We start from the raw sequence: 21,294 nt of genomic DNA on the forward strand, positions 1-21,294 counted from the left end.
ATTACTGAAAATTAAAATCCTAGTGATTTGGCATTATCTTTAGTCACTTCAAGAATTTTATTAAACCGAATCACTTTCTTATCCATATCGACGTCGGCTTTACCCAACCCTTCGATCGACAAGTCTTTCGTCACTTCTTTGCCCTGTAACAACCGATCGGCGACCGTCACCAGCGCATAACCCGCGTCTTTCGGGTCCCACAGCAGCGCTTTCTTGATGTCACCGCGTACCAGGTAAGGTGCAGCCTGTGCCGGCATGGCAATACCGACTACGGCAATCTTGTCCTTGGCGCGCTTCTTGGCGACTGCCTGGCCGGCACCGATCGGGCCGAGAGAGCCGAAACCGATAATGCCTTTCATCTGCGGGTAGGTTTTCATCAAATCCAGCGTGGTGGCGTAGGATTTATCGATGCTTTCCGCCACCGGCAGGCGCGAAGTGACCTCGAACATGTCCGGGTATTTGGCTTTCTGGTACTTGATGGCGGAATCCGCCCACGCGTTGTGCAACGGCACGGTCAGTGACCCGACATAAATGGCATAACCGCCTTTGCCGCCCATGTCTTTTGCCAGCTCATCGACGTTGGCCTGTGCATACTTCTCGCTGTCGATGGTTTCAATGTCCCACTGGCCAATCTGCTGATCCGGTGATTCATGCGTCAGCACCACGATGCCTTTTTCACGTGCCTTCTTCAGCACCGGCTCCAGTACCTTGGCGTCGTTGGGTACGACGATGATGGCGTTAACGTTCTTGGCGATCAGGTCTTCAATCACTTTGACCTGTGCGGCAGGATCTGGGGTAGAAGGCCCGGTCTGATAGGCATTCACATCGAGCTTTTTCGCCGCGTCATTGACGCCGACTTCCATACGGTTAAACCAGGGAATGCCGGTCACTTTGGCGACCACGGCAATCTCGTACTTTTCAGCCGCTAAGGCAGGTGTTGTCGATAACATGCACGCAGAAACCACACATGCATTTAATAATGCGAGGTTAAATTTCATTCGCTGTACCTTTTTTATCTGTAGGGGTGGTTTTATTCCACCGGAGCAGATTACAAAGGAATGGAAGAGGGCGCGTAACGAGAGTTAGGGAAGTGTGATCTACACACATTTAGGTAAAATTATGACGGTTTTAATGTTAATTAAATGTTTAATAATTTGGGGGTGGTAATTTTACCACGTAAAAACACCATAAAATTAACAATTAATTAAACTAAGAATAACAAATAAGAAACAAAATGAGTGTCGATGCGGGGGTGTTGAGGGGGTAAAAACGCCGGCCTGGGGGCCGGCATTGAAGCATTTATCTGTTGTGTGAACAAGATCACCTTACGGCGATGTTAGAGCACGCCCTGTGCCAGCATGGCGTCGGCGACTTTGACGAATCCAGCGATATTGGCGCCGTGTACGTAGTGGGTTTGCTTCCCTTCACCGCCATATTCCACACAGGATTGATGAATATCCGCCATGATATGTTGTAAACGTACATCCACTTTCTCCGCCCGCCAGCCAATGCGTGCGGCATTCTGCGCCATCTCTAAACCAGACGTCGCCACGCCACCGGCGTTGGCGGCCTTGCCTGGCGCAAACAGCACGCCGGCGTCCAGGAATGCATCGGTTGCCTGAATGGTGGTTGGCATATTGGCGCCCTCAGCCACGGCTTTCACGCCGTTGCGGATCAGCATCTGCGCGGCGTCCAGATCCAGCTCATTTTGGGTGGCGCAAGGTAGGGCGATATCCACCGGCACGCTCCACGGCTGCTGACCGGCCAGATACGTCAGACCGCGCTCGCGGGCGTAATCTTCCACCCGGCCATAGCGCTGGTTCTTGATCTCCGCCAAATGGGCCAGTTTTTCGGTAGTGAAACCGGCCTCATCGACCAACGTGCCACCGGAGTCTGACACGGTGATCACACGTGCATCCAGCTCCAGCGCCTTCTCAATGGTGTACTGCGCCACGTTACCTGAACCGGAAACGGCGACTCGCATGCCTTCAAAACCTAGCCCATGGCGTTGCAGCATAGCGTCGGTAAAGTACACCAACCCATAGCCGGTAGCCTCTGGGCGAATCAGACTGCCGCCAAATGACAGCCCTTTGCCGGTAAACACGCAGGCAGTGTTGTTGGACAGTTTTTTCATCATGCCGCTCATAAAGCCGACCTCCCGGCCGCCAACGCCGATATCCCCGGCAGGCACGTCGGTATCTGGCCCCAGATGGCGATACAGCTCTGTCATCAGTGCTTGGCAGAAACGCATGATCTCTGCCTGGCTTTTGCCTTTGGGATCAAAGTCCGAACCGCCTTTTCCGCCGCCCATTGGCAGGGTGGTCAGCGCATTTTTAAACGTCTGCTCAAAGCCAAGGAATTTCAGAATCGACAAATTCACCGATGGGTGGAAGCGCATACCGCCTTTGTAGGGGCCGATGGCGGAGTTGAACTGCACGCGCCAGGCACGGTTGACCTGCACCTGGCCGCGATCGTCTACCCAACTGACGCGGAACTGGATGGTGCGTTCTGGCTCCACCAAGCGTTCCAGCAGTGCATATTCGCGATAGCGCGGGTTGCGCTCGATAAACGGCCACAGCGAGGTGAAAACCTCTCTGACTGCCTGCAAATATTCCGGCTGATGGGGATTATGCTGTTGTAACGAAGACAGGAATGATTCTACCGATGAAGCATTTTCCATGGATAACTCCTTTTTACCCTTCGTCTTCCACACTACAGCGTGGTTGGCTTCCCGCCCTCACCCCAGCCACTTGATATAGCCAAGTTCTTGGGGATTCATGCGTTTGCCGCCTGGCTGTAACCTGTAAGCGATTGGGTATAGCGTGATTTTTCCCCCATTATTTTTATAAATATGGGTATGGATAACCTCTGGGGGAGGATGTTGTGTCTTTAGCGACTATATCACTGGAGGGCGGTTGATTATCAAGCGATTAATGATGACGGCGGAACAAAAAACGCCCGCGAAAGCGGGCGTAGGCTAATTATGTTAGTGGCGCTTACTTAGTCTTCGGCTTTTTCGTCTTCGTCACGCAACGGCACAATCAGCATGTCGATGTGCACGGTGTTGATCAACTGACGTGCGGAGGACATCAGCTTGCTCCAGAAATCCTGATGGTGGCCACAGAGTACCAGGTCCATATCGTATTTCTTGATGGCATCGACCAGCACCTGCGCCAAATCGCCACTGCCGCTCAGGGTTTCAGTAATTGGATAGCCGGCATTTTGTGACAACTCGGTCAACGCGTGGTGCGTTTCTTCCGAGATACGTTTCTGCATGTCGCCGAGATTAACGTCGATCAGGCCGGTGTACAGGTCGGAATAGTTAACATCTACGTGGATCAGGGAAACTTTGGCGTTGTACGGACGCGCCATAGATACGGCTTTTTCCACCAGGATTTTGCTCTCTGGTGATAGGTCTACCGCGATCAGAATGTGTTTGTAAGCCATGAGAATACTCCTTCCATATAATGCCGATTAAAAGGTTAGCAGGCATTCAGCGTACCAGCCTGGCGCTTCAGGTTTACCTGCATTTTATCATTCAGATAACGTAATGATATGTTGGGGCGATCACACTGCATCGCATCAAAAAATCTCTTTATCTCTACTCAGTCAGTTGTACACCCACCAGGCAGGAAATCCTATCGCCTATAGGGCTACGTGAAGGTTGACCGATTGAAATATAAGCATTCTTGAACAGAGTATAGCCCTAAATACCCCTTTGGGCAGAAGAAAAGACCGTCAGCGTCTGTCAGGGCGGTTATGAGTTATAACCCATCGGCAGATGACAAAATGGCGGGTTGCGGTAAATTTTATCTACTGCTCAGGCCAGTTTGTGTTTCGTTAACCTACAATAATGACTATGGGCCTTATCATTTCCCCTCTGAGCTAAAGCTGCGCGATAGGTATCCGCATGGCGATAGGCTGTCTCCAGAGGCGGTGGGTTATGCGCGGCCTGTGCGGTGACAAGGGGATCGGAGCGGTAGGCTCCAGCAGTAATGCGTGTATAGAGGTAGGGCAGTTGGACCCGGCGGAGCGCCGTGGATAACAACGCCTTGAGGAGGCAATCATGATCAGTACCGTCGCGCTGTTTTGGGCTCTGTGTGTGGTGTGTGTGTTAAACATGGTGCGGTATTACTCTTCTCTGCGTGCGCTGCTGGTGGTTCTGCGCGGCTGCGACCCGCTGCTGTACCAATATGTCGACGGCGGCGGCTTCTTTACCGCTCATGGCCAGCCGAGCAAACAGATAAGGTTGGTGCGCTATATCTTCTCGCAGCGCTATGTCGAGCATCATGATCCGGAATTTATTCGCCGCTGTGAGCGGGTGCGCGGGCAGTTTATGTTGACGTCCGCCCTGAGCGGGCTGGTGTTTATCAGCCTTATCGCGCTGATGATCTGGTATTAAGGCCGTTTGTTTTCCGCGTAGCAGACAAAGAAAAGGCGGCCACCAGGGCCGCCTTTCTCATGGAGCAAACTGCTTAGATCAGCTTAAGTGCCAACCAATACAGTGAACCGGAAAGCAGTATCGAGATCGGCAAGGTCAGTAACCAGGCCAACAGGATGTTCTTCACGGTTTTGCTTTGCACGCCGCCGCCGTCCACGATCATCGTCCCGGCAACCGCCGAAGAGAGTACGTGGGTAGTGGACACGGGCATGCCGGTATAGCTGGCAACACCAATCGACAAGGCTGCGGTCATCTGAGCCGACACGCCCTGGGCGTAAGTCATGCCTTTTTTACCGATTTTCTCGCCAATGGTGGTCGCCACACGCTGCCAACCCACCATGGTGCCGAGTGACAACGCCAGAGCAACCGCGACGATAATCCAGATCGGTGCATACTCAACGGTTTGCAGCAGATCTTGACGCAGGTTTTTCAGGAAACGTTGGTCCTGGCTTGAGGTTTCAGGCAGCTTAGCGATCTTGTCTGCAGTATCCGTTACGCACATCAGCAGGCGACGCAGATGGCTGCGCTGATCTACCGTCAGTTGATCGTAACTTTGCAGGTTGTTCAGCAAGCCGGAAGCAAGCTGAATCGCCGGCATAGCGCGGGCACTGTCACAGTGGAACTCGGCGGGTTTATCCGACGATACGTCCTCGTCCGGGCTTGGCACCAACGGAGTGAGAGCGACCACGTGCGACAAGGCATCACCGTGCTGTTGGTAATATTGCTGCAGGTGGGCAACGGCATCACGTGTACGGGTGATGTCATAGCCGGTTGCATTCATATTGAGCACGAAGCCCGCTGGCGCCACGCCGATCAGCACCAGCATAATCAGGCCGATACCTTTCTGGCCGTCGTTAGCGCCATGCGAGAAGCTGACGCCAATAGCCGACAGGATCAATGCGATGCGCGTCCAGAACGGCGGCTTACGTTTGCCGTCGACCTTTTCACGTTCCGCAGGGGTCATGTGGATACGCTGGCGTTTCTTGGTGCCACTCCAATAGCGGCGCAAGGCAAACACCATCAACCCGGCGACCATCATGCCGACCAGCGGCGAGATGAGCAATGACAGGAAAATACCAATCATTTTCGGGACGTTAAGCGCATCCACCACCGAAGTGTGTGTCATCAGTGCGTTGGTCAAACCCACACCAATAATTGCGCCAATCAGCGTATGGGAGCTGGAGGCCGGCAGACCGAAATACCAGGTGCCGAGGTTCCAGATGATAGCCGCCAGCAGCATGGAGAACACCATGGCTAATCCGTGTGCTGAACTGACGTTCAACAACAGATCTGTTGGCAACAGATGAACAATGGCGTAAGCAACACTCAAACCGCCGAGCATAACGCCAAGAAAGTTAAACAAACCAGCCATCACGACCGCAAGTTGCGAGCGCATGGCACGGGTATAGATTACTGTAGCAACCGCATTGGCCGTGTCATGAAAACCATTGATGGCTTCATAAAACAACACGAACAACAATGCGAGAATTAACATCAGGCCGGTATGGAAATCCAGGCCAGCGAACAAATGCAGCATAAGCGTTACGCCAGTTTGTGGACATGAACGCCGCGCATTATCAGTGACAACCGGGGCCGGGGAAAAGGAAAATATGACGTTTTTTTGATTTAGATATGACGAAACGATGGCACCGATATGACAAAGATATGAAATATCAGCGCGTTATGCTGTCTGGCTCGTTGTAATATTTTCTTACTATGGCGTTGCCGGCGTCATGGCTTTACAATCTGCCGCCGTAAAGTTGCCGGTTACCGGTGGCGAAACGGCGTAATATGGCGGCCTTTTGTCGCGATTGTGGTTTTTACACCCAAAATAATTGGAGCTGCAGCTTCAAGTATGCAGGGGATATTCAGAGAGGCGCAGGTGGAACAGTTTGATGTCGTGGTAATAGGTGCGGGCGCAGCGGGTATGTTTTGCGCGGCTCAGGCAGGGCAACTGGGTTGCCGGGTGCTGCTGCTCGACAACGGCAAAAAACCGGGGCGTAAAATCCTGATGTCCGGCGGCGGGCGCTGTAACTTTACCAATATGTACACGGAACCGGCCGCTTACCTGTCGAATAACCCACATTTCTGTAAGTCGGCATTGGCGCGTTACACCCAGTGGGATTTTATCGATCTGATCAACCGCTATGGCATCGCCTATCACGAGAAAACGCTGGGGCAACTGTTCTGCGATGACTCGGCACAGCAAGTGGTCGAACTGCTGGTCAAAGAATGTGAGTTGGGCCAGGTGACGACCCGTCTGCGCAGCGAAGTGCTGAGCGTGGAAAAAACCGCGGATGGCTTCGAGTTGACGCTGAATGGCGATAAAGTAAGTGCTCGCTCACTTGTAGTGGCCAGCGGCGGTCTGTCGATGCCGGGCCTGGGCGCTTCACCCTTTGGCTACAAGTTGGCCGAACAGTTTGGCCTGAAGGTGCTGCCAACGCGCGCCGCGCTGGTGCCTTTCACGCTGCATAAACCGCTGCTGGAGCACCTACAGACCTTGTCCGGTGTGTCTGTGCCGGCGGTGATCACCGCAGAAAACGGCGTCAGCTTCCGAGAAAGCATTCTGTTTACCCATCGCGGCCTGTCTGGCCCGGCGGTACTGCAGCTGTCCAGCTACTGGCAACCTGGTGAGTTTGTGAGCGTTAACTTACTTCCTGCGCTTGATTTAGCGGGCTTCCTCAATGAGCAACGTCAGGCTCATCCTAACCAAAGCCTGAAGAATACCCTGGCGCTGCACCTGCCAAAGCGCTTGGTGGAGTGTTTACAGACGTTGGGGCAACTGCCGGAAGCCACGCTCAAACAGCTAAACCCGACGCAGCAGGCTGCGCTGGTGGAAACATTACAAAACTGGCGTGTACAGCCTAACGGCACCGAAGGTTATCGCACGGCGGAAGTGACGCTCGGTGGCGTAGACACCAAAGCGCTCTCTTCCAAGACCATGGAAGCTGCCAAGGTGCCGGGTCTGTATTTCATCGGTGAAGTGGTGGATGTGACAGGGTGGCTGGGGGGATATAACTTCCAGTGGGCCTGGAGCTCGGCCTGGGCCTGCGCTCAGGCGCTGGCGGCGGTGCCGAGACAACAAAGCCGTACGGAGCATGAAGGCCGATAATCAGGCACTACTACATTCACCCTGTGATAAACGTGGTTATGGCGTGATGTTTTCTTCACAAATGCGTAAGTATGATCGCGATCAGTTTGAGAACGGCCTGGACACTTCAAAAATGCCGGTCGATCAGGCGTCATTCAAAGGTGTCTTTAAAAAAGACTCATCTAATACTTCAGTATTACCGGATAGGCTACGTTAATTTTTGATAGCTTATCCGGGGGCTAAGTAGGTATTTCGCCCTTGTGCAACGGACGCTCAGCTATCGATTTTTTCGGGCAGTGACACCAGCAAGACATCGGTTTTGGCATTGTTAATCAAATGACGGGATGTCGGCATGAGTCGGCTCAGGAAATTATGCCGATGCCCGCAGATCAGCAGCTCGATATGTTTTTCAAACAGGATTTTTTCGATTTCCCGATTAAAGTCACCGACGACCTCCAGTGCTTCGACAATCGAGGACGTATCATAGCCGCCATCGAGTAGAAATTTCTTTAACAGGTTAACGTCATCGTTAATCACCCGAGTTTGAAAGCTATCCAGAGGATCGATAACCACGCCAGAATACAGCTCACTGACATCGACGCCGACATGCACGACATACAACTTCGCCTGAGTGGCATGGCTGAGAGAAAGGGCGCGGTCGAGCAGTTTCTTGTTGTTGTCTTTTAAGTCCAATGCCACAAGTATATTTTTATAAAGCATACGGCTCTCCTTTTCTATTCTGATTGTCTTGATAATAGCGTCTACCCAGAAGTCATTTAAATCAAACCTGAATAACCGGTCAGGGTAACGACTTTTTTGTATTAATGTGGTCGTTGAATTTAAAGGTTCACAATGTTTATTATCAATCGTCGAAAGCAAAGTCATCGAGAAGCGTAATATCAAAGGAGGTGATTATCCGTTAATCCTAGGTAGCTGGCGTTAAGTATGCAATTTGTGAATCCAATTTTCTGGTTTTGGGGGAGTGATGACTTCCGACTTTTGCTCCCTCATTTTTTTAACGATAAAAATTTATTATTAACATGATGCCAACAACATACTGACGAGGAAATAAGATGAAAGATTTGCTGGATAAATGCAGTGATAAAGGGTGTTCCATTGATATGGGCTCGGTACTGGACAACGAGAATTGCACGGTGACCGTCACTAACCATTTCGATACCTATGAGCAGGCCATGGCACACTTTGAGGAGATGGAGATCCGTGCCAACAACGTGGCATCTGAAAAGTACCCCTGCCATTTGTCTCATACCGTCAAGATATTGAATAAAAAGTATATTGCCAGGATCGACATGACGTTTTCCTGCCAGGCAGAAGCGATTATCTTTGAGTTGGAGATGCAGCATCGTATCCACGACTAATCCCGCCGTTTCATTTTCCAGGTTATGAAATCATGAAAGATATGACAATAGCGATCGTCATTTGTGAGAGAGAACTGACTCGTTTTATTCAGGGGCGAATTTGCGACATCAATCAGGGGACGGAAACGCCTCGTCTGGCGGTGGCTTTTATCCAGAAATACGGCAGAGGCATGGCCGATGCATTGTCATCGGTCTATGGTACGGCGGTCGCGGGTGAAAGTATTATTAAAATAACCGAAGGAAAGTTAAGCCTGATAGACCCTGACTGGAGTGAACATAATAAAGACAGGTTTTGTGCACGCCCAGCCGATCTAAAGTTAACCCCTCCTTAATTTATAGACAAAATACCGGGAAGGATAATGCAATGGATTATGCTGTTGCTGGCCATATTATTTGAGGTGATGGGAACCATTTGCATTAAATACGCGCAGGTCTATCAGTGCGATAAACTTTACCTTATTACATTAATAGCGATATGCATTTCCTATTTTTTCTTTGCCAAAGCAATCAGAACCATTCCTCTGGGCATTGCTTATGCCCTATGGGAAGGCATTGGCATTATACTGATCGTTTCTTTGAGTTATCTGCTGTTTCATGATTCGGTATCGCCCCTCAAGCTATTGGGTTTTTTATTCATTATCTGTGGTATTGCCTGTCTAAAATGTGGGGTAGTCAAACCTGCCGCGAGCCGTTAAGCCTTGTGCGTCGAGAGAAGAATGCTGGTTTCGGTGTTGGAAATGCCATCGATGCGGCGGATGCGGCCCAAAATTTTATCGAAATTCTCCAGGCTGTCGGTGCGGATTTCCACCAAAATATCCCATTTACCGTTGGTCGTATGCAGGGTGAAGACCGACGGTTCGATACGTAATTGCTGCAACACACTTTGTGCACGGGTGCCTTCAACGGCCACAGACATCCAGGCGCGAATGCGGTTATGTTCCACGCCTGGCTTTATGCGGATGGTGTAGCCGGTAATGATTCCCTGCGCTTCCAGCGCCTCAACTCTTTTTTGTACCGTAGCGCGCGAAACTCGCACCTTATTGGCGATCTCGGTGATCGAAGCACGGGCATTTTCACGCAGCAGGGCGAGGATCTGGCGGTCGGTGTCATTCATGTTGTCAAAGTGTCACGGGTTGGTGTCGGTTTGTAAAAATATAGAGCAATTTAGCCAGTTATCACACTGTTTGGCGTCAAATTGATTTTCCATAATGGGGGCGCATTTTCATCCCCGATCCCAGTGAGAAACAGCATGCAAACCACCCAATCCGTTTTTATGGTTCGGCCATCTGGCTTTGCCGCCAATCAAGAAACCCGGCACAGTAATTTCTTCCAGAAAAACGCGGTGAATCATGAAGATCACGCGGTGGGAGCTTTAGCCGCCTTTAACGGTTATGTCGACGCGCTGACGCAAGCTGGCATCGAGGTGACGGTGATAGAGGATACTGGCGGACAGGAAACGCCGGATGCGTTATTCCCCAATAATTGGATTGCACTGCTGGCTGACGGCAGCCTGTACACCTTTCCGATGGAAGCCAACAACCGACGACGGGAGCGCCGCGAGGACATTATTGCGCAGCTCGCCAACGATTTTAAGGTTGAACGACAGATTGATCTTTCGGCCTACGAGCTGACAGGGCGTTTTTTGGAAGGCACCGGCTCGCTGATCCTGGATCACGTTCACAAGCTGGCTTACGCCTGTCTGTCGTCACGAAGTTCGCCGGACGTAGGGCGCGAATTTGAGCACCACTCCGGCTACCGGATTATCTGGTTCGACGCTGCAGACCGCCTCGAGCGGCCCATTTATCACACCAACGTGATGCTGAGCGTCGGCGCGCAATATGCCGTTGTTTGCCTTGCCAGCATCCGCGACCAAGCGCAAAAAAGCGTGCTGATCGCCACGCTGAAGCGTAGCGGAAAAACCGTTATTGACGTCAGCTTCGCTCAGATGGAGGCCTTTGCCTGCAACGTGCTGGAACTGCGAGCCAAAGACGGCCACCCGGTTTACGCCATGTCGACCCGGGCGTGGGCCAGCTTCACGCCACAGCAGCAAGCGCTGATCGGTGGCTATGCCCGCCTGGCGTTAGGGCCGATCGATATCATTGAAGATCTCGGCGGCGGCGGGGCGCGCTGCATGTTGGCGGAGATTTTCCTGCCAAAGAAGCTCTCGCTGGCCTGAGCCGGCCCATACTTAGCCTAATCCCAATTGATTGAGCAACATTTTGTTCAGCTCGGTGCTCTTGTTGACGTTGAGCTTGCGCATTGCCGAGCGTTTATGGGCGCTGATTGTCTTTTGGCTGCGGTGCAACATGCCGGCGATGGTGCAGGCAGACATGCCGGTGCTCATCAGCCTCAGCACTTTTTTTTCGCAGTGGCTCAGGGCGGCGATGCGGCATTGCCGGCATTTCCAGATGCCACTGGCGTGCAAGGCGACCCAGGGTTGCTGGCAGAAACGTTCCAATGCCAGTTGTAGCTTGCTACGGATGACGGCGTCATCGTCGCGCCGATTAATGCAAAACAGCGCCGGATGCTTATGCGCATAGTGAGCTTCGCGATCGTTGAGGATCAGTACGGTCATTTGCCGGTGGCGTGGCGTCTGATAAGGGCTTTGATAACAGCGGGCACAGCCGCAACCCTCTTCCAGCGTGCGGAAGATAATTTCTATCGGCTCCAGCTCCTGCAAATCAGCCGAATAACCACGACGGCTTGCATTGAGACCATTAAGGTAATCTTCGACCAACAGGCGCAGACCAAGCTGATAAAATTTATCGTTACCCAACAGGGTGAACCGAATATTAAGCATAGTTACTCCTCAAAGCGCAGATCGTGCGGAAACAGTCGCTTGGCTTGACGTTGCAGACTGGCGGCTCGCTCGGGGTGTTGCAGCAATCGGCTGACGGCCATCAGGTTGATGTAAATATTGGCGTCCGGACGCACGCGGATTTCGTTTTCCGCCCACTGTTGGTAGCTCAGCAACGTCGCCGTATCACGGGTTTGCGGGTATTGCAGCAGCCGTTGTAACTGCACGTCGTAGTCGTAACGCACCTGCCAGGGCGTCGGCGTGATGACCCGGCCCATAGGGTCGAATTGCCGCAGGCCACTTTTTTCCACGGCGGTAATAATCAACGCGCTGTGCAGGCCATTGAGCAGATAAGGCACCATCAATGCCGCGATGCCTGCGGCGGCCAGCCGCAGCGGGGTTTGAGCACGGGAGCGCAGCGGCAAACGGCGGGGCACGTCGGCGGCGCGCAGGATCGCCAGCAGCAGCACCGCATGGGCAGCAGAAAGGTAAAGTGGGTACTCCACCATCATATGTAGCAGGATGGGCAGCGCCGCCATCCAGGGGGCAGGGCGCAAAGGCAGCGCGCGCGTGCGTTGCAGCAAGCGCCAAAACCCCCAGCAGATCACGGCGACACCGCCCAGGCTCAACAAGCCGCCTTCGACGCCCCACAGCAATATTTCGTTGTGCGGGTGGCTGATAGCGACAGTTTCCATACCCGTGCTATGGGTGGTGTAAAAGTGATGCAGGAAATCGTGCTGGAAATGCCCATAGCCCCAACCGAACCAGGGGCGCTCGGCGATCATGCGCAACGCTTCCAGCCAGTAGGCCAGTCGATAAACAATCGGCTCCGCCACGGTGATTGCCCTTGTGGCACCGTTAAGCATTACCAGCAGCAGTCCAGCGGCTATCCCGGCAATCAGTAAAAGCACGGCGACGGCGGCACGGCGGCGATGAAGGCGGTATAGCACCCACAGCTGGAACGGCGACAGCAATATGGCCGCCAGCACCCCAACGCGTGAGGCAATAACGATCAACAACAGCGGTGCCAGCACCAGCATGCTTGCTGCCAGCCATTGCAGGTGGCGCGGCAAAGGGCGACGGGTGCTCAACAGATACAGCGCCAACGCCAGGCCGGTGGCCATAAAACTGGCCATCAGGTTCCATTGTTGGAAGATGCCGTAAGGGCGATTTTTCAGGCTGTTGTAACCGATCCAGTTACCAGGTTGCAGCAGCGCGTATTGCACCAGGCCGAACACGGCCTCGATCACCGTTGCTGCCAATAACAGCATCAGCAGGTTGCGCCTGCGTACGCGGTCGAGCGGAATTTGCAGCAGTGCAAAGTAAGCGAGCACGCCGAGTACCAGCCCCATCAGACGCGGCAGGGCTTCACTGAGCCAGGGCTGCTTTGCCCATAACAACGGCAATAATAGAATCAGGCCGCCCAGCGCCAGCCGGTTAAAAAAGGCCGAGGTCACTAACGGCGGGCGGCTGAACAACATCGCGCCGATAACTGTCAGGGCGATGAAAATCCCGCCGACCAGATTCCACGGCAGGTAAAACCCGCTGCCGCCGCGATTGGGCCAGTAAATGTGCATGGCGATCAGGCAATAAAATGCCGCCAGCCCGAATAACCAGGCCGCTTTGGGTTTGGACATCATGACGTTTTCCTGCAACCGCCGGGCTTACTGGTAAGCCAGTACGAAGTTGGCCACCGAGCTGAATTCACCCTCGGTAATGGTTTTATTCTGTATCGCGCTGGGGTGGCCTTGCACATAGGCGGTGAAATTCAGGATATTGGCACCGTCCTGCAATGCCACTGCGCTGGTGGCCTGGTTCAAATCAATGTCGGCCCCCTTGCTGTCAAACAGGGCGATGGCGGCACCGTTGGTACCGTTATTGATCGCCAGTTTGCCCGGCAGTTCGCTGTCTTCGGTGCCGCTGAAGGTGACATTGACCGATTTGAACACCGACGTTTTACAGTCGGTCAGCTTGATGTTGAACGGCACCGGGTTGCTGTGACCGTAGCGATACAGGGTTTTGACGATCACGGTGTCCATCTCCACCACCTGATCGGCCGATTGCGGCTCAATATTGCACGGTCGGCTCACGACGGTGCCGTGAAACTGTAATGGCGAACCGACCAGTTCGGTATCTGCCAGGGTGGGCAGCGTTGCAAACAATAAGGGTGTGCAACTCAATAGTGCTAAGGCACGCAAACGCATCGTCTTTTCTCCCTGGGCTACTCGAAGGCTGCCACTATGGTGGCTGAGGCGTTAAATTCCCCTTCCGCGATTTCCTTACCGCCGTTGGCCAACGGTGCGGCAACCAAATTCCAACTGCCGCCGTTACCGATGTTGGGCACCGGGTAAAACTCATTGGGGATCACCAGGCTACCGTTATGTTTGATCTCGATACCGAGATCGGTTTTATCGGTTTTAAACGCGTTGTTGCTGAAGGACGCGGGGGTGCCGGAAACCGCCAGTTTGATATTCAGCGTGCCGTCTTCGAAGCTGCCGCCTTCACACTGAAAACGCACCGGTATGCTTTGTGGATAGCTGGTGCCGTTCAGGTTGCTGCCGCTGATTTCACCGAATTCGACGTTGATCAGTTGGCCCTCATTCACCACGCATTTATCCGGCACATACAAAATGGCGGACTGAATAAACACCTGCGCCATCGGGTTAGGGCCGAACCCTGCGTCGGTTGATCCTAACCGGCCATACATCTCGATGATTTGCCGGTCATTAATCTGCACGCCGTTGATGATTTTTTTGCGCACCCGGAAGGTGACCTTGCCCTTGGATCCGCTTTCATAGTTATTAATCTGCGCATAAGGCGGATTACATGAGTGGTTGGTGTATTCATTGGAGACGTTGTAAAAAGGCACGGTGACATAGGCCTTTTTATTACCGGCAATCCACACCTCGGCTTTTAAATCCAGGTAGTCATTCAGTTTTAAATAACCGTTGCCGTATTCGGAAGGCGGCAACGCCGAATCCGACTTATAAAAGTGTGGGCTGCGGGGGATTGGCGTATCACAATAGGCTTTGCCGGTATATTGACCGCCTAATGAGTAGGTGAACTCTTTGGTAAAACCGACGGTATTGGTAATGTTGGTTTCGTTCAGATCGATATAAAACGGCTTCGGGCCGCCGTCTGGCGTCACATAGCCGTTTGCCCAAACTACAGGGGCCGACAGCGCCAGTGCCAGCGGCAGGCAAGCGTTCAGGTAGGTTTTTTTCATCGCGTTTTTGAACCTCACAGGTAAATCACCTGAATGTGCGCCACGCCGGAAAAGCCGGCCGCCATCACTGCCCGCTGCGTTGATTCCACGCTGGCGCTGAACCACAACGTATTGCTGCCGGGTTGCAGAATGTAGGGCTGACTCTGTTGGTTGAGTGACAGCGCACGCCCCTGCTGATCCTTCAACCGCAGGCCAATACCTTGCACGCCGCCGTTAAGTTTCAGCAGATCCGGGTTGTTGATATCGCTGTCGCCGAGAAACACCAGCGTGGCCGCTTGCTCACCTTTTAAATAAAGCTGCCCGGCATCGCCGTTTCGCTGGCCTGCCGGGTTATCCGCGAGTGCCTTGGCTCCCAGCAGACAGTTGCGGAACGAGAGGCGAAAACGCACCGGCGTGCTCTGGTCGCCGGCATTTTGGAAGTCACGTGCGTTGACGTCGCCCAAATCAATGGCCTGATCCTGGCTGTCCGGCGTCAGGCTGCAGGGGGAACTGAGCAGGCCGCCATGAAAGCTGACGGTGCCCGTGGTGCCTTGGATTACGCCCAGTGGCGTCGCCGCCGTTGCGCTGCCGGTGAACAGCAACACGCCGAGCAGCAGGGGCCGCAGACGGCCGCCGGTGAATTCAGCCATGTGGGATCTCCTTATTTTTTCGCATCGGGCACGGCATTGCAGACGCTGCCGTTACAGGCAAAGCGCAGCTCAGGGTGGCCGCCGTAGTCATTGATATAGGTGATGACAAAGCTGTTGAGGCCGTTGTCGCGCAGCTTGAGGGTTTCGCTGGATTTCGGTTTCAGCATGACGGGCTGGAAATCGCTCAGTGCGCCGCCACCTTGTTTCTGCGTCTGACGGGTCATGCCGGTCAGGGTGATATAAAACGGCGTAGGGTTTTCAACGGTGAAGCCGCCAGCGCTTTTGTTGAACACCAGCTTTTCCTGCCACACGTCACCTTTTGGCGCGACGATAGCCTTTGGCCGGTAAAACAGTTTGATCTGGGTTTGCAGCGCCAACTGCATCACATTGGTTTTGCTGCTTTTTGGCGGAATTTCACGCAGGTTGAAATAGAACACCGATTCGCGATCCTGCGGCAGGCGATCGGCCTCCGGGGTCTTGGTGATACGCACTACGCTGCGTTCGTTGGCCTCAACCCGCTGCAATGGCGGCAACACCACCAGAGGCGACGTGATTTTCTGGTGCTGTTCGTTTTCCAGCCAAGACTGGGCCAGGAAAGGCAGTTCCTTGTTCTCGTTGACAATATTCAGGCTGATGGATTTCGCGTCGCTAAGGTAGACGGCACGCGTACGATCCAGCGATATTGCCGCATTGGCGACAGGGGCTGCAGCGGCCAATGCCAGGCCCAGCGCGGCCATTTTTGCTAACGGTGAGTTATTCATAGTCATCAATTCTCTGTGTTACGGATTACAGTTTGGCGCACGGCAGCAACAGCTGGTCCAGCGGCTTGGCGGCGCCCGGTATGACAATGCGGCACTGGCGCTGGCCTTCCCAGGCGACATCCAGTTGCTCTTGCGGCTGTACACCGGTCAGATAGACCGAGCCACCGTCGTTCACTACCGCCACTTCGCGGCCACGCTCGCTCAGCACCGTGGCACCAAACGGCGGCTCGCTGCCGTCGGCCAGTTTGATGGTGGCCAGCAGTTTGCTGCCTTTCACGACCTCAAAGTGGCGGTAACCGATGGCACCTTCGGTCAGCGTGCCTTGCACCACCGCGCGGGTGGCTTCAACATCGTCTGCCAGCGTATTGACGTCGATACGGGTGTCGGTGTTGTAGTAACTGGTGATGTCGGAGATCACCGCCAGGCCGAAGCGGTTGCTGTAGGCGCGGCCGTTGTTGATTGGCACCCCGGCAATACCGTCGGTATCCAGCATCATCCGGCTGCCGCCGTTGCTGGAGTTTTGGTGCGCGGCAACGCCATGTCGGGTAGCGGTAATGCCACTGCGGAAAGTACCGCCAATCGACGAGTAGCTGTCCTGCTGGTAAGACGCGCTGGCGTTGAGCGAGCCAAATGACGCGTTATGGCTGTAGTAGCCACGGGCCAGTGATTTACCGGATTGGTTAAAGCCGCCGCTGACCTGCCAGGTGTTGTTCGGATCGGTGTAGTCGTTGTAGGACGCCATCTGTGTAACGTCGCTGTTGCTGGTTTGCAGCGAGTAACCCACTCGGCGGCGATCGCCAATGGGCACGCTGAAGTTCACCATCACGCTGTCATCGGTACGGCCGTGGTAGGTCGTGCGATACGCCGACAGCGATGCGGTGATGTTGCTGACATTGCCGACGTTGAATAATTTGCTGGCGGACAATCCGTAACGATCCTGTGCCCTCGCGTCCCAATAGGTTTGGTGCGAATAGGTCAGGTAAGCGGTGATCGCTTTGGCGCTGTCTTCCGCCATAAAGGTTTTGCTGGCGGTAATGGTGTACAGCTCTTTCTGGCGCCCGTCGTAGCGTTCATCGTAATCGCTGTAGCGTTCTTGCAGATACTGCGACATGTTCATGAATTTACGCTGTGAGAAGCGGTAGCCGGCGAAGGTAATCTGGCTGTTCAACTCATCGAAACGTTTGGCGTAGTTGACCTTGAATGACAGGCCACTGGCGGTCGGTTCGTTGGGCAGGCGGGCGATGGACTGAGTCACATCCACCGACATGGCGCCAAACACGTTCAGGTCACGGCCCAGGCCGAGAGCCCAGGCGTTGTAATCACCCCCAATCAGTGCCCCGCCGTACAGTGACCAGGCGCTGGTCAGCCCCCAGGAGAAATCACTGGCGGAGAATAACGACCCCTGCATGCGATGATCGTAAGCTGAGGGTTTGCCCACGGCGACGTTGTAGCGCACATAGCCAGGGCGAGTCAGGTAAGGGATGGTCGCGGTATCTACCTGGAAAGTGGACACGCTGCCGTCCTGCTCTTCCACTTTCACGTCCAGTCGGCCACGTACCGAGCTGTTGAGATCCTGGATGGCGAACGGCCCGGCGGGCACGGTCGTTTCATACAAGGTGCGGCCTTCTTGCGACACGGTAATCTTGGCATTGCTTTTGGCAATACCGCGAACTTCCGGCGCATAGCCCTGCAAGTTTGGCGGCAGCATGCGTTCGTCGCTGGCCAGATTCAGGCCGGTAAAACGGTAGGAATCGAACACGCCCGAGTCGAGGAAAATTTCGCCAAGGGTCAGTTTGGCGGCCTGCATCGGCAGCGCGCGGTAGGCGTAGATCTGGTTCCAGTCGAAATGACTGTCGCGTTCGCCGGCCTGCTGGTTGTAATTGGCCTGATAATCAGCGCGCAGGCGCCAGGCACCCAGGTTGGCACCTACGGTCCCGTAACTGCTGAGATTTTCTGCGGTGTTGTTATTGTGGCTCTGTTTACCGACCTGGCCGCTGATGCTGTAATCCAGGAGCAATCCGGGGATGCCGTCATCCCATTGTTCCGGTGGCGTCCAATCCGGATCGGAATATTTCATCCAGGCCTGGGGGATAGTGATCGCCAGTACGCCGCCGCCGATACGATCGGAAATCGTCGCCCCTTTGATGCCACTGATATCGGCGCAGCTGTTGTCGTGCCACAGGGTGATTTTCTTGGCGGCCTCTTCTTTTAGCGCCATTTTTTCGACCAGATCCGGCGGCAGGCAGACACGGGAGCGATCCTGTTTATCCGACGACGGATAATAGTGAATGCTGCGCTGGGGCAGGGTTTTCTGGTTGATTTTAATATCCAGCAGATAGGCGCCGGGCATGACGTAATCGGCGTCGGAAAAGCGTGATAAATCCACTTTACTGCGTTCGCCAATATCTAATACGTCGGTATTAAATTCCGTGGCGGAAAAAGCCGAATGCACCCAGAGGAAAGATAGAATGACGGTGAGGGGTATTTTTTTCCGTGTCAGTAATGACGTCATAGAATAATCACTCATGGCAAATCCGCGCCCAATAGCAGGTCATCCTGTACGACCTGAATACGTAATACGTGATGTCATTCAGTGCCAAAAATTGGCACTCGCCTATCAAGGCGTTACAGATAAGACAGGGTAAATTTTGCCAGTGAGTTGAATCCGCCGGCTCGGGCCCTGTCAGGCTGAATGCGTAGCTGGGCGCCAAAGCGCAGCGTATTGTCGCCGGCAACGATCTGGTAATCCGCGGTGGTGCTACCTAAGGGGATCGGGGTACCGGCTGCAGTCAGCAGCTCAATGGCTACGCCCTGTGCTTCACCATAAACACCCAATAACGCGGGATCCCGGCTGTCTGCGGTACCGTCGAAAGTGACGGTGGCGGCGCGATAGATAAAGTCGGGTTTTACAATGCTGGCCAGTTCGCAATTCACCAGCTTGATCTCAAAATTGCGTCGGCTGCCGATCAGGACCGGCTGTGAACCCAAGGAGGCATCGGTCATGGATACCAGCCCGAAATCGACGGTCTGATCCAGGCTTTCACTGGCAATGCCGCACGGGGTTTCGACGATTTCGCCGCCCAGACTGAGCGTGCCGTGGCCCTGATTTTTTGCCGCCGCTTCTGCGCTACACACGCTGAGCGTGATAAGCAGTACGCCCAAAATTGGGTTTGTCATGCTGGCGTCTCCCTGTTGCCTTTGGTCCCGTTACCCACTATCCGTACAGGTAAAACGGGGACACCAATACGGCGTCCCCGAGGGGATTACAGGTATGCCAGAGTGAAGTTTGCAACGCTGGTGAATTCGCCTGGAACCACGGCGCCAGAAGCGCTGCTGCCTTGCAGATAGGCGGCGAATTTCAGGGAGTTGTTGCCTTCGGTCAGGCCCTGGCCGTCGGTTGCTGTACCCAGCTCAACATCTTTGGAATGCAGGTTGTCATAGATCATGATGCCAGCGCCGGTTGCGGTGCCGCTCAGAGCCAGAAGTTTGTTGTTATCTGGATCCGGGGTACCTGTAAAGGTCACTTGGACGTTCTTCATCGTCGCGATGGAGCAGTCTTTCAGTTCGATGCTGAATGGCTCGGAGCTGGATTTACCTTCTTTAGCCAGCAGACGGCTGCTGATTTGGCCCATAGGTACAGTCTGATCAACAGATTCCGGTGCTACGCTGCATGGCGCATCAATAATTTCACCGGTAAAAGTGACTTTACCGCTACCCTGGTTAGATGCGGCATGAGCAACAGATGCGGAAGCGAAAGCAATCACAGTTGCCAGCATTAATTTATTCAGTTTCATTTCTCAAGTTCCTGTAGAGAGTATTTAAATAAAAAGAACAGCACATCTAAATCCCCCACAACAGCAGCAACGTCATGTCGCCGACGCCGTAGTTGGAGCCAGATCCTTTTGCTCTGGGCAATACGCCACCCTCCATTATTCATGAGTGAATAACGAAAGTTTTCAGAATTCGTAAAATCGAAATCCTTAAAAGAAAAATAGGTATATCACCATAGCGTCTTGCTGGGATTATTCTTGCAAATAATAGGCGTGATTGGGAATAGCTTTTATTAATTTAAGTCAAATACAGAATATAAAACCAAAAGGAAAAAGAAATATATATGATTGAAAATCAATAGATCGTATACAAATATTATCCAGAATAAATGACTATATAAATGGCAATATGCGAGATATTAGATCGCCAGAATTAGCGTTCACACTACAATTAACAATATTGTTTTGATAATATCGCCATCAGACAGCAGATGATGAATTCTGGCTGTTAATCATGGGGTAAAAGTTAACTCTTTGTTTTGAAAGGTAAGCAGGTCAGTAATACTGGCTTGAAATGCGGCTTTTATTCATCGTTGCGACGATAACTTCTTTTCGGTGTTTAACAAAATTATAACAATGTCAGTGGGGCGGGATTATTACCCATTCCCTTCCGTTATTGCGATTTTTTGTTATTTAACTCGTTAGGATTAATCAGAAACGGTCAGATCCCGCAGGGCTTCGCGACATAATAATGACCTAAGTGATAATTAAGAGATGATAAACGGAATGATTACCATAATTAATGATTCAATGCGCCGTTCTGCAGTCACTACATCTGTACTGATAATGTCTTTCTTACTGCTGTCAGGTTGTGCAGGGAAAAACAGTGTTGGTACTGTTGCTGTGAAAAATGTTTCACAGAACAATCCTAAGGAAAAAACCGATGAGCAACGTATCGCGCTCTGTCAGCAGCGGGTTAATTCACTTAAGAATATTAATCCGCAAAGCTATCAGAAACGGATTGCTTATTTTAATGGATTACTCACCAACGCTTCTGGATATGCCGGTATTCGCAGCAATGTTGATGAAAGCACACGTAAGGCGATAGACGCGCTTTATAAGTATAAAACCGAGAAATTCTGCGCTGACGTTGAACATGAGCTGATGTCCGATCTGTCCAGCCGGGTAGAGAGCTTATAG

At 53.0% G+C, this 21,294-nt stretch carries 22 protein-coding genes; 7 read left to right on the forward strand and 15 right to left on the reverse strand.

Translation table 11 applies throughout. The features are described 5' to 3' along the window. Positions 1-11: 11 nt before the first annotated feature. The 3 genes from ACI2J2_RS21310 to uspA all read right to left on the reverse strand — a co-directional run bounded on the left by ACI2J2_RS21310 (position 12) and on the right by uspA (position 3,447). Positions 12-998 carry an autoinducer 2 ABC transporter substrate-binding protein gene (locus ACI2J2_RS21310; RefSeq protein ID WP_404760814.1) on the reverse strand — a complete coding sequence of 329 codons (987 nt, stop codon included), beginning with the start codon at positions 996-998 and terminating at the stop codon, positions 12-14. A 338-nt stretch (positions 999-1,336) separates the two neighbouring features. Beyond that, entirely contained in the window at positions 1,337-2,680 is a 1,344-nt protein-coding gene (gene gdhA, locus ACI2J2_RS21315; RefSeq protein WP_209639316.1) for an NADP-specific glutamate dehydrogenase, read from the reverse strand. Positions 2,681-3,000: 320 nt separating this feature from the next. Beyond that, positions 3,001-3,447, reverse strand: coding sequence for a universal stress protein UspA (uspA, locus tag ACI2J2_RS21320; RefSeq protein ID WP_012147365.1), 447 nt, complete (start codon positions 3,445-3,447; stop codon positions 3,001-3,003). A 619-nt stretch (positions 3,448-4,066) separates the two neighbouring features. Here uspA and uspB point away from each other — a divergent pair. Further along, complete coding sequence (gene uspB / locus ACI2J2_RS21325) at positions 4,067-4,402, forward strand: universal stress protein UspB (RefSeq protein ID WP_061808549.1); 336 nt, start codon at positions 4,067-4,069, stop codon at positions 4,400-4,402. 73 nt (positions 4,403-4,475) lie between these two features. Here the strand turns inward: uspB and pitA are convergent, their stop codons facing one another. Continuing rightward, a complete protein-coding gene (pitA, locus tag ACI2J2_RS21330; RefSeq protein WP_209639313.1) occupies positions 4,476-5,978 on the reverse strand; it encodes an inorganic phosphate transporter PitA in 1,503 nt (500 codons plus the stop codon). A 345-nt stretch (positions 5,979-6,323) separates the two neighbouring features. On the opposite strand from pitA, the gene ACI2J2_RS21335 reads away from it, so the two are divergent. Next, positions 6,324-7,553: an NAD(P)/FAD-dependent oxidoreductase gene (locus ACI2J2_RS21335; protein WP_404760815.1), complete on the forward strand. Its 1,230-nt coding sequence runs from the start codon at positions 6,324-6,326 to the stop codon at positions 7,551-7,553. A 252-nt stretch (positions 7,554-7,805) separates the two neighbouring features. Here ACI2J2_RS21335 and ACI2J2_RS21340 read toward each other — a convergent pair whose 3' ends face one another. Continuing rightward, a complete protein-coding gene (locus tag ACI2J2_RS21340) occupies positions 7,806-8,252 on the reverse strand; it encodes a universal stress protein (RefSeq protein ID WP_265556065.1) in 447 nt (148 codons plus the stop codon). A gap of 353 nt (positions 8,253-8,605) precedes the next feature. Between ACI2J2_RS21340 and ACI2J2_RS21345 the strand changes: the two genes are divergently transcribed. The 3 genes from ACI2J2_RS21345 to ACI2J2_RS21355 are packed head-to-tail and all read left to right on the forward strand — an operon-like array spanning position 8,606 to position 9,606. Beyond that, the gene (locus tag ACI2J2_RS21345; protein ID WP_265556064.1) at positions 8,606-8,911 is read left to right on the forward strand and encodes a DUF406 family protein; all 306 of its coding nucleotides are present in this window, start codon (positions 8,606-8,608) and stop codon (positions 8,909-8,911) included. Between the two features lie 32 nt (positions 8,912-8,943). Further along, a complete protein-coding gene (locus tag ACI2J2_RS21350) occupies positions 8,944-9,243 on the forward strand; it encodes a hypothetical protein (protein WP_209639270.1) in 300 nt (99 codons plus the stop codon). Between the two features lie 27 nt (positions 9,244-9,270). Continuing rightward, on the forward strand, positions 9,271-9,606 hold the full coding sequence (locus ACI2J2_RS21355) for a multidrug efflux SMR transporter (RefSeq protein WP_265556063.1): 336 nt from the start codon (positions 9,271-9,273) through the stop codon (positions 9,604-9,606). On the opposite strand, the gene ACI2J2_RS21360 is transcribed toward ACI2J2_RS21355, so the two are convergent. Further along, positions 9,603-10,025 carry an Lrp/AsnC family transcriptional regulator gene (locus ACI2J2_RS21360; RefSeq protein WP_404760816.1) on the reverse strand — a complete coding sequence of 141 codons (423 nt, stop codon included), beginning with the start codon at positions 10,023-10,025 and terminating at the stop codon, positions 9,603-9,605. The two genes, ACI2J2_RS21355 and ACI2J2_RS21360, sit on opposite strands and share 4 nt — an antisense overlap. 135 nt (positions 10,026-10,160) lie before the next feature. On the opposite strand from ACI2J2_RS21360, the gene ctlX reads away from it, so the two are divergent. Next, complete coding sequence (ctlX, locus tag ACI2J2_RS21365; RefSeq protein WP_265556062.1) at positions 10,161-11,087, forward strand: citrulline utilization hydrolase CtlX; 927 nt, start codon at positions 10,161-10,163, stop codon at positions 11,085-11,087. A 12-nt stretch (positions 11,088-11,099) separates the two neighbouring features. Here the strand turns inward: ctlX and ACI2J2_RS21370 are convergent, their stop codons facing one another. The 9 genes from ACI2J2_RS21370 to ACI2J2_RS21410 form a co-directional block, all read right to left on the reverse strand. Next, positions 11,100-11,711, reverse strand: coding sequence for a LuxR family transcriptional regulator (locus ACI2J2_RS21370; protein WP_209639258.1), 612 nt, complete (start codon positions 11,709-11,711; stop codon positions 11,100-11,102). Between the two features lie 2 nt (positions 11,712-11,713). After that, the gene (locus ACI2J2_RS21375; RefSeq protein WP_404760817.1) at positions 11,714-13,348 is read right to left on the reverse strand and encodes a Wzy polymerase domain-containing protein; all 1,635 of its coding nucleotides are present in this window, start codon (positions 13,346-13,348) and stop codon (positions 11,714-11,716) included. A gap of 24 nt (positions 13,349-13,372) precedes the next feature. Continuing rightward, complete coding sequence (locus tag ACI2J2_RS21380; protein WP_209639253.1) at positions 13,373-13,912, reverse strand: fimbrial protein; 540 nt, start codon at positions 13,910-13,912, stop codon at positions 13,373-13,375. A 17-nt stretch (positions 13,913-13,929) separates the two neighbouring features. Beyond that, on the reverse strand, positions 13,930-14,934 hold the full coding sequence (locus tag ACI2J2_RS21385; RefSeq protein ID WP_404760853.1) for a fimbrial protein: 1,005 nt from the start codon (positions 14,932-14,934) through the stop codon (positions 13,930-13,932). A 14-nt stretch (positions 14,935-14,948) separates the two neighbouring features. Further along, positions 14,949-15,563 (reverse strand): fimbrial protein, encoded by a 615-nt coding sequence (locus ACI2J2_RS21390; RefSeq protein WP_061808539.1) that lies wholly within the window; start codon positions 15,561-15,563, stop codon positions 14,949-14,951. Positions 15,564-15,574: 11 nt separating this feature from the next. Beyond that, positions 15,575-16,330 carry a molecular chaperone gene (locus ACI2J2_RS21395; protein ID WP_404760818.1) on the reverse strand — a complete coding sequence of 252 codons (756 nt, stop codon included), beginning with the start codon at positions 16,328-16,330 and terminating at the stop codon, positions 15,575-15,577. 19 nt (positions 16,331-16,349) lie between these two features. After that, positions 16,350-18,851 carry a fimbria/pilus outer membrane usher protein gene (locus ACI2J2_RS21400; RefSeq protein ID WP_265556058.1) on the reverse strand — a complete coding sequence of 834 codons (2,502 nt, stop codon included), beginning with the start codon at positions 18,849-18,851 and terminating at the stop codon, positions 16,350-16,352. Positions 18,852-18,949: 98 nt separating this feature from the next. Beyond that, on the reverse strand, positions 18,950-19,501 hold the full coding sequence (locus ACI2J2_RS21405) for a fimbrial protein (protein WP_404760819.1): 552 nt from the start codon (positions 19,499-19,501) through the stop codon (positions 18,950-18,952). An 86-nt stretch (positions 19,502-19,587) separates the two neighbouring features. After that, positions 19,588-20,118, reverse strand: coding sequence for a fimbrial protein (locus ACI2J2_RS21410; protein ID WP_209639245.1), 531 nt, complete (start codon positions 20,116-20,118; stop codon positions 19,588-19,590). Positions 20,119-20,880: 762 nt separating this feature from the next. On the opposite strand from ACI2J2_RS21410, the gene ACI2J2_RS21415 reads away from it, so the two are divergent. Beyond that, positions 20,881-21,294, forward strand: coding sequence for a hypothetical protein (locus tag ACI2J2_RS21415; protein WP_209639242.1), 414 nt, complete (start codon positions 20,881-20,883; stop codon positions 21,292-21,294).

The sequence above is a fragment of the Serratia sp. NPDC087055 genome, from assembly GCF_044900985.1.
Lineage (GTDB): Bacteria > Pseudomonadota > Gammaproteobacteria > Enterobacterales > Enterobacteriaceae > Serratia.

What these genes read in the sequence shown, in the direction of transcription:
- ctlX (WP_265556062.1), top strand. Translation starts at nt 10,161, where the DNA reads ATGCAAACCACCCAATCCGTTTTTATGGTTCGGCCATCTGGCTTTGCC.
- pitA (WP_209639313.1), bottom strand. Translation starts at nt 5,978, where the DNA reads ATGCTGCATTTGTTCGCTGGCCTGGATTTCCATACCGGCCTGATGTTA.
- ACI2J2_RS21400 (WP_265556058.1), bottom strand. Translation starts at nt 18,851, where the DNA reads ATGAGTGATTATTCTATGACGTCATTACTGACACGGAAAAAAATACCC.
- ACI2J2_RS21380 (WP_209639253.1), bottom strand. Translation starts at nt 13,912, where the DNA reads ATGCGTTTGCGTGCCTTAGCACTATTGAGTTGCACACCCTTATTGTTT.
- ACI2J2_RS21345 (WP_265556064.1), top strand. Translation starts at nt 8,606, where the DNA reads ATGAAAGATTTGCTGGATAAATGCAGTGATAAAGGGTGTTCCATTGAT.
- ACI2J2_RS21405 (WP_404760819.1), bottom strand. Translation starts at nt 19,501, where the DNA reads ATGACAAACCCAATTTTGGGCGTACTGCTTATCACGCTCAGCGTGTGT.
- ACI2J2_RS21370 (WP_209639258.1), bottom strand. Translation starts at nt 11,711, where the DNA reads ATGCTTAATATTCGGTTCACCCTGTTGGGTAACGATAAATTTTATCAG.
- ACI2J2_RS21410 (WP_209639245.1), bottom strand. Translation starts at nt 20,118, where the DNA reads ATGAAACTGAATAAATTAATGCTGGCAACTGTGATTGCTTTCGCTTCC.
- ACI2J2_RS21395 (WP_404760818.1), bottom strand. Translation starts at nt 16,330, where the DNA reads ATGACTATGAATAACTCACCGTTAGCAAAAATGGCCGCGCTGGGCCTG.
- ACI2J2_RS21415 (WP_209639242.1), top strand. Translation starts at nt 20,881, where the DNA reads ATGATTACCATAATTAATGATTCAATGCGCCGTTCTGCAGTCACTACA.
- ACI2J2_RS21390 (WP_061808539.1), bottom strand. Translation starts at nt 15,563, where the DNA reads ATGGCTGAATTCACCGGCGGCCGTCTGCGGCCCCTGCTGCTCGGCGTG.
- ACI2J2_RS21385 (WP_404760853.1), bottom strand. Translation starts at nt 14,934, where the DNA reads ATGAAAAAAACCTACCTGAACGCTTGCCTGCCGCTGGCACTGGCGCTG.
- ACI2J2_RS21340 (WP_265556065.1), bottom strand. Translation starts at nt 8,252, where the DNA reads ATGCTTTATAAAAATATACTTGTGGCATTGGACTTAAAAGACAACAAC.
- gdhA (WP_209639316.1), bottom strand. Translation starts at nt 2,680, where the DNA reads ATGGAAAATGCTTCATCGGTAGAATCATTCCTGTCTTCGTTACAACAG.
- uspB (WP_061808549.1), top strand. Translation starts at nt 4,067, where the DNA reads ATGATCAGTACCGTCGCGCTGTTTTGGGCTCTGTGTGTGGTGTGTGTG.
- ACI2J2_RS21375 (WP_404760817.1), bottom strand. Translation starts at nt 13,348, where the DNA reads ATGATGTCCAAACCCAAAGCGGCCTGGTTATTCGGGCTGGCGGCATTT.
- ACI2J2_RS21310 (WP_404760814.1), bottom strand. Translation starts at nt 998, where the DNA reads ATGAAATTTAACCTCGCATTATTAAATGCATGTGTGGTTTCTGCGTGC.
- uspA (WP_012147365.1), bottom strand. Translation starts at nt 3,447, where the DNA reads ATGGCTTACAAACACATTCTGATCGCGGTAGACCTATCACCAGAGAGC.
- ACI2J2_RS21350 (WP_209639270.1), top strand. Translation starts at nt 8,944, where the DNA reads ATGAAAGATATGACAATAGCGATCGTCATTTGTGAGAGAGAACTGACT.
- ACI2J2_RS21360 (WP_404760816.1), bottom strand. Translation starts at nt 10,025, where the DNA reads ATGAATGACACCGACCGCCAGATCCTCGCCCTGCTGCGTGAAAATGCC.
- ACI2J2_RS21355 (WP_265556063.1), top strand. Translation starts at nt 9,271, where the DNA reads ATGCAATGGATTATGCTGTTGCTGGCCATATTATTTGAGGTGATGGGA.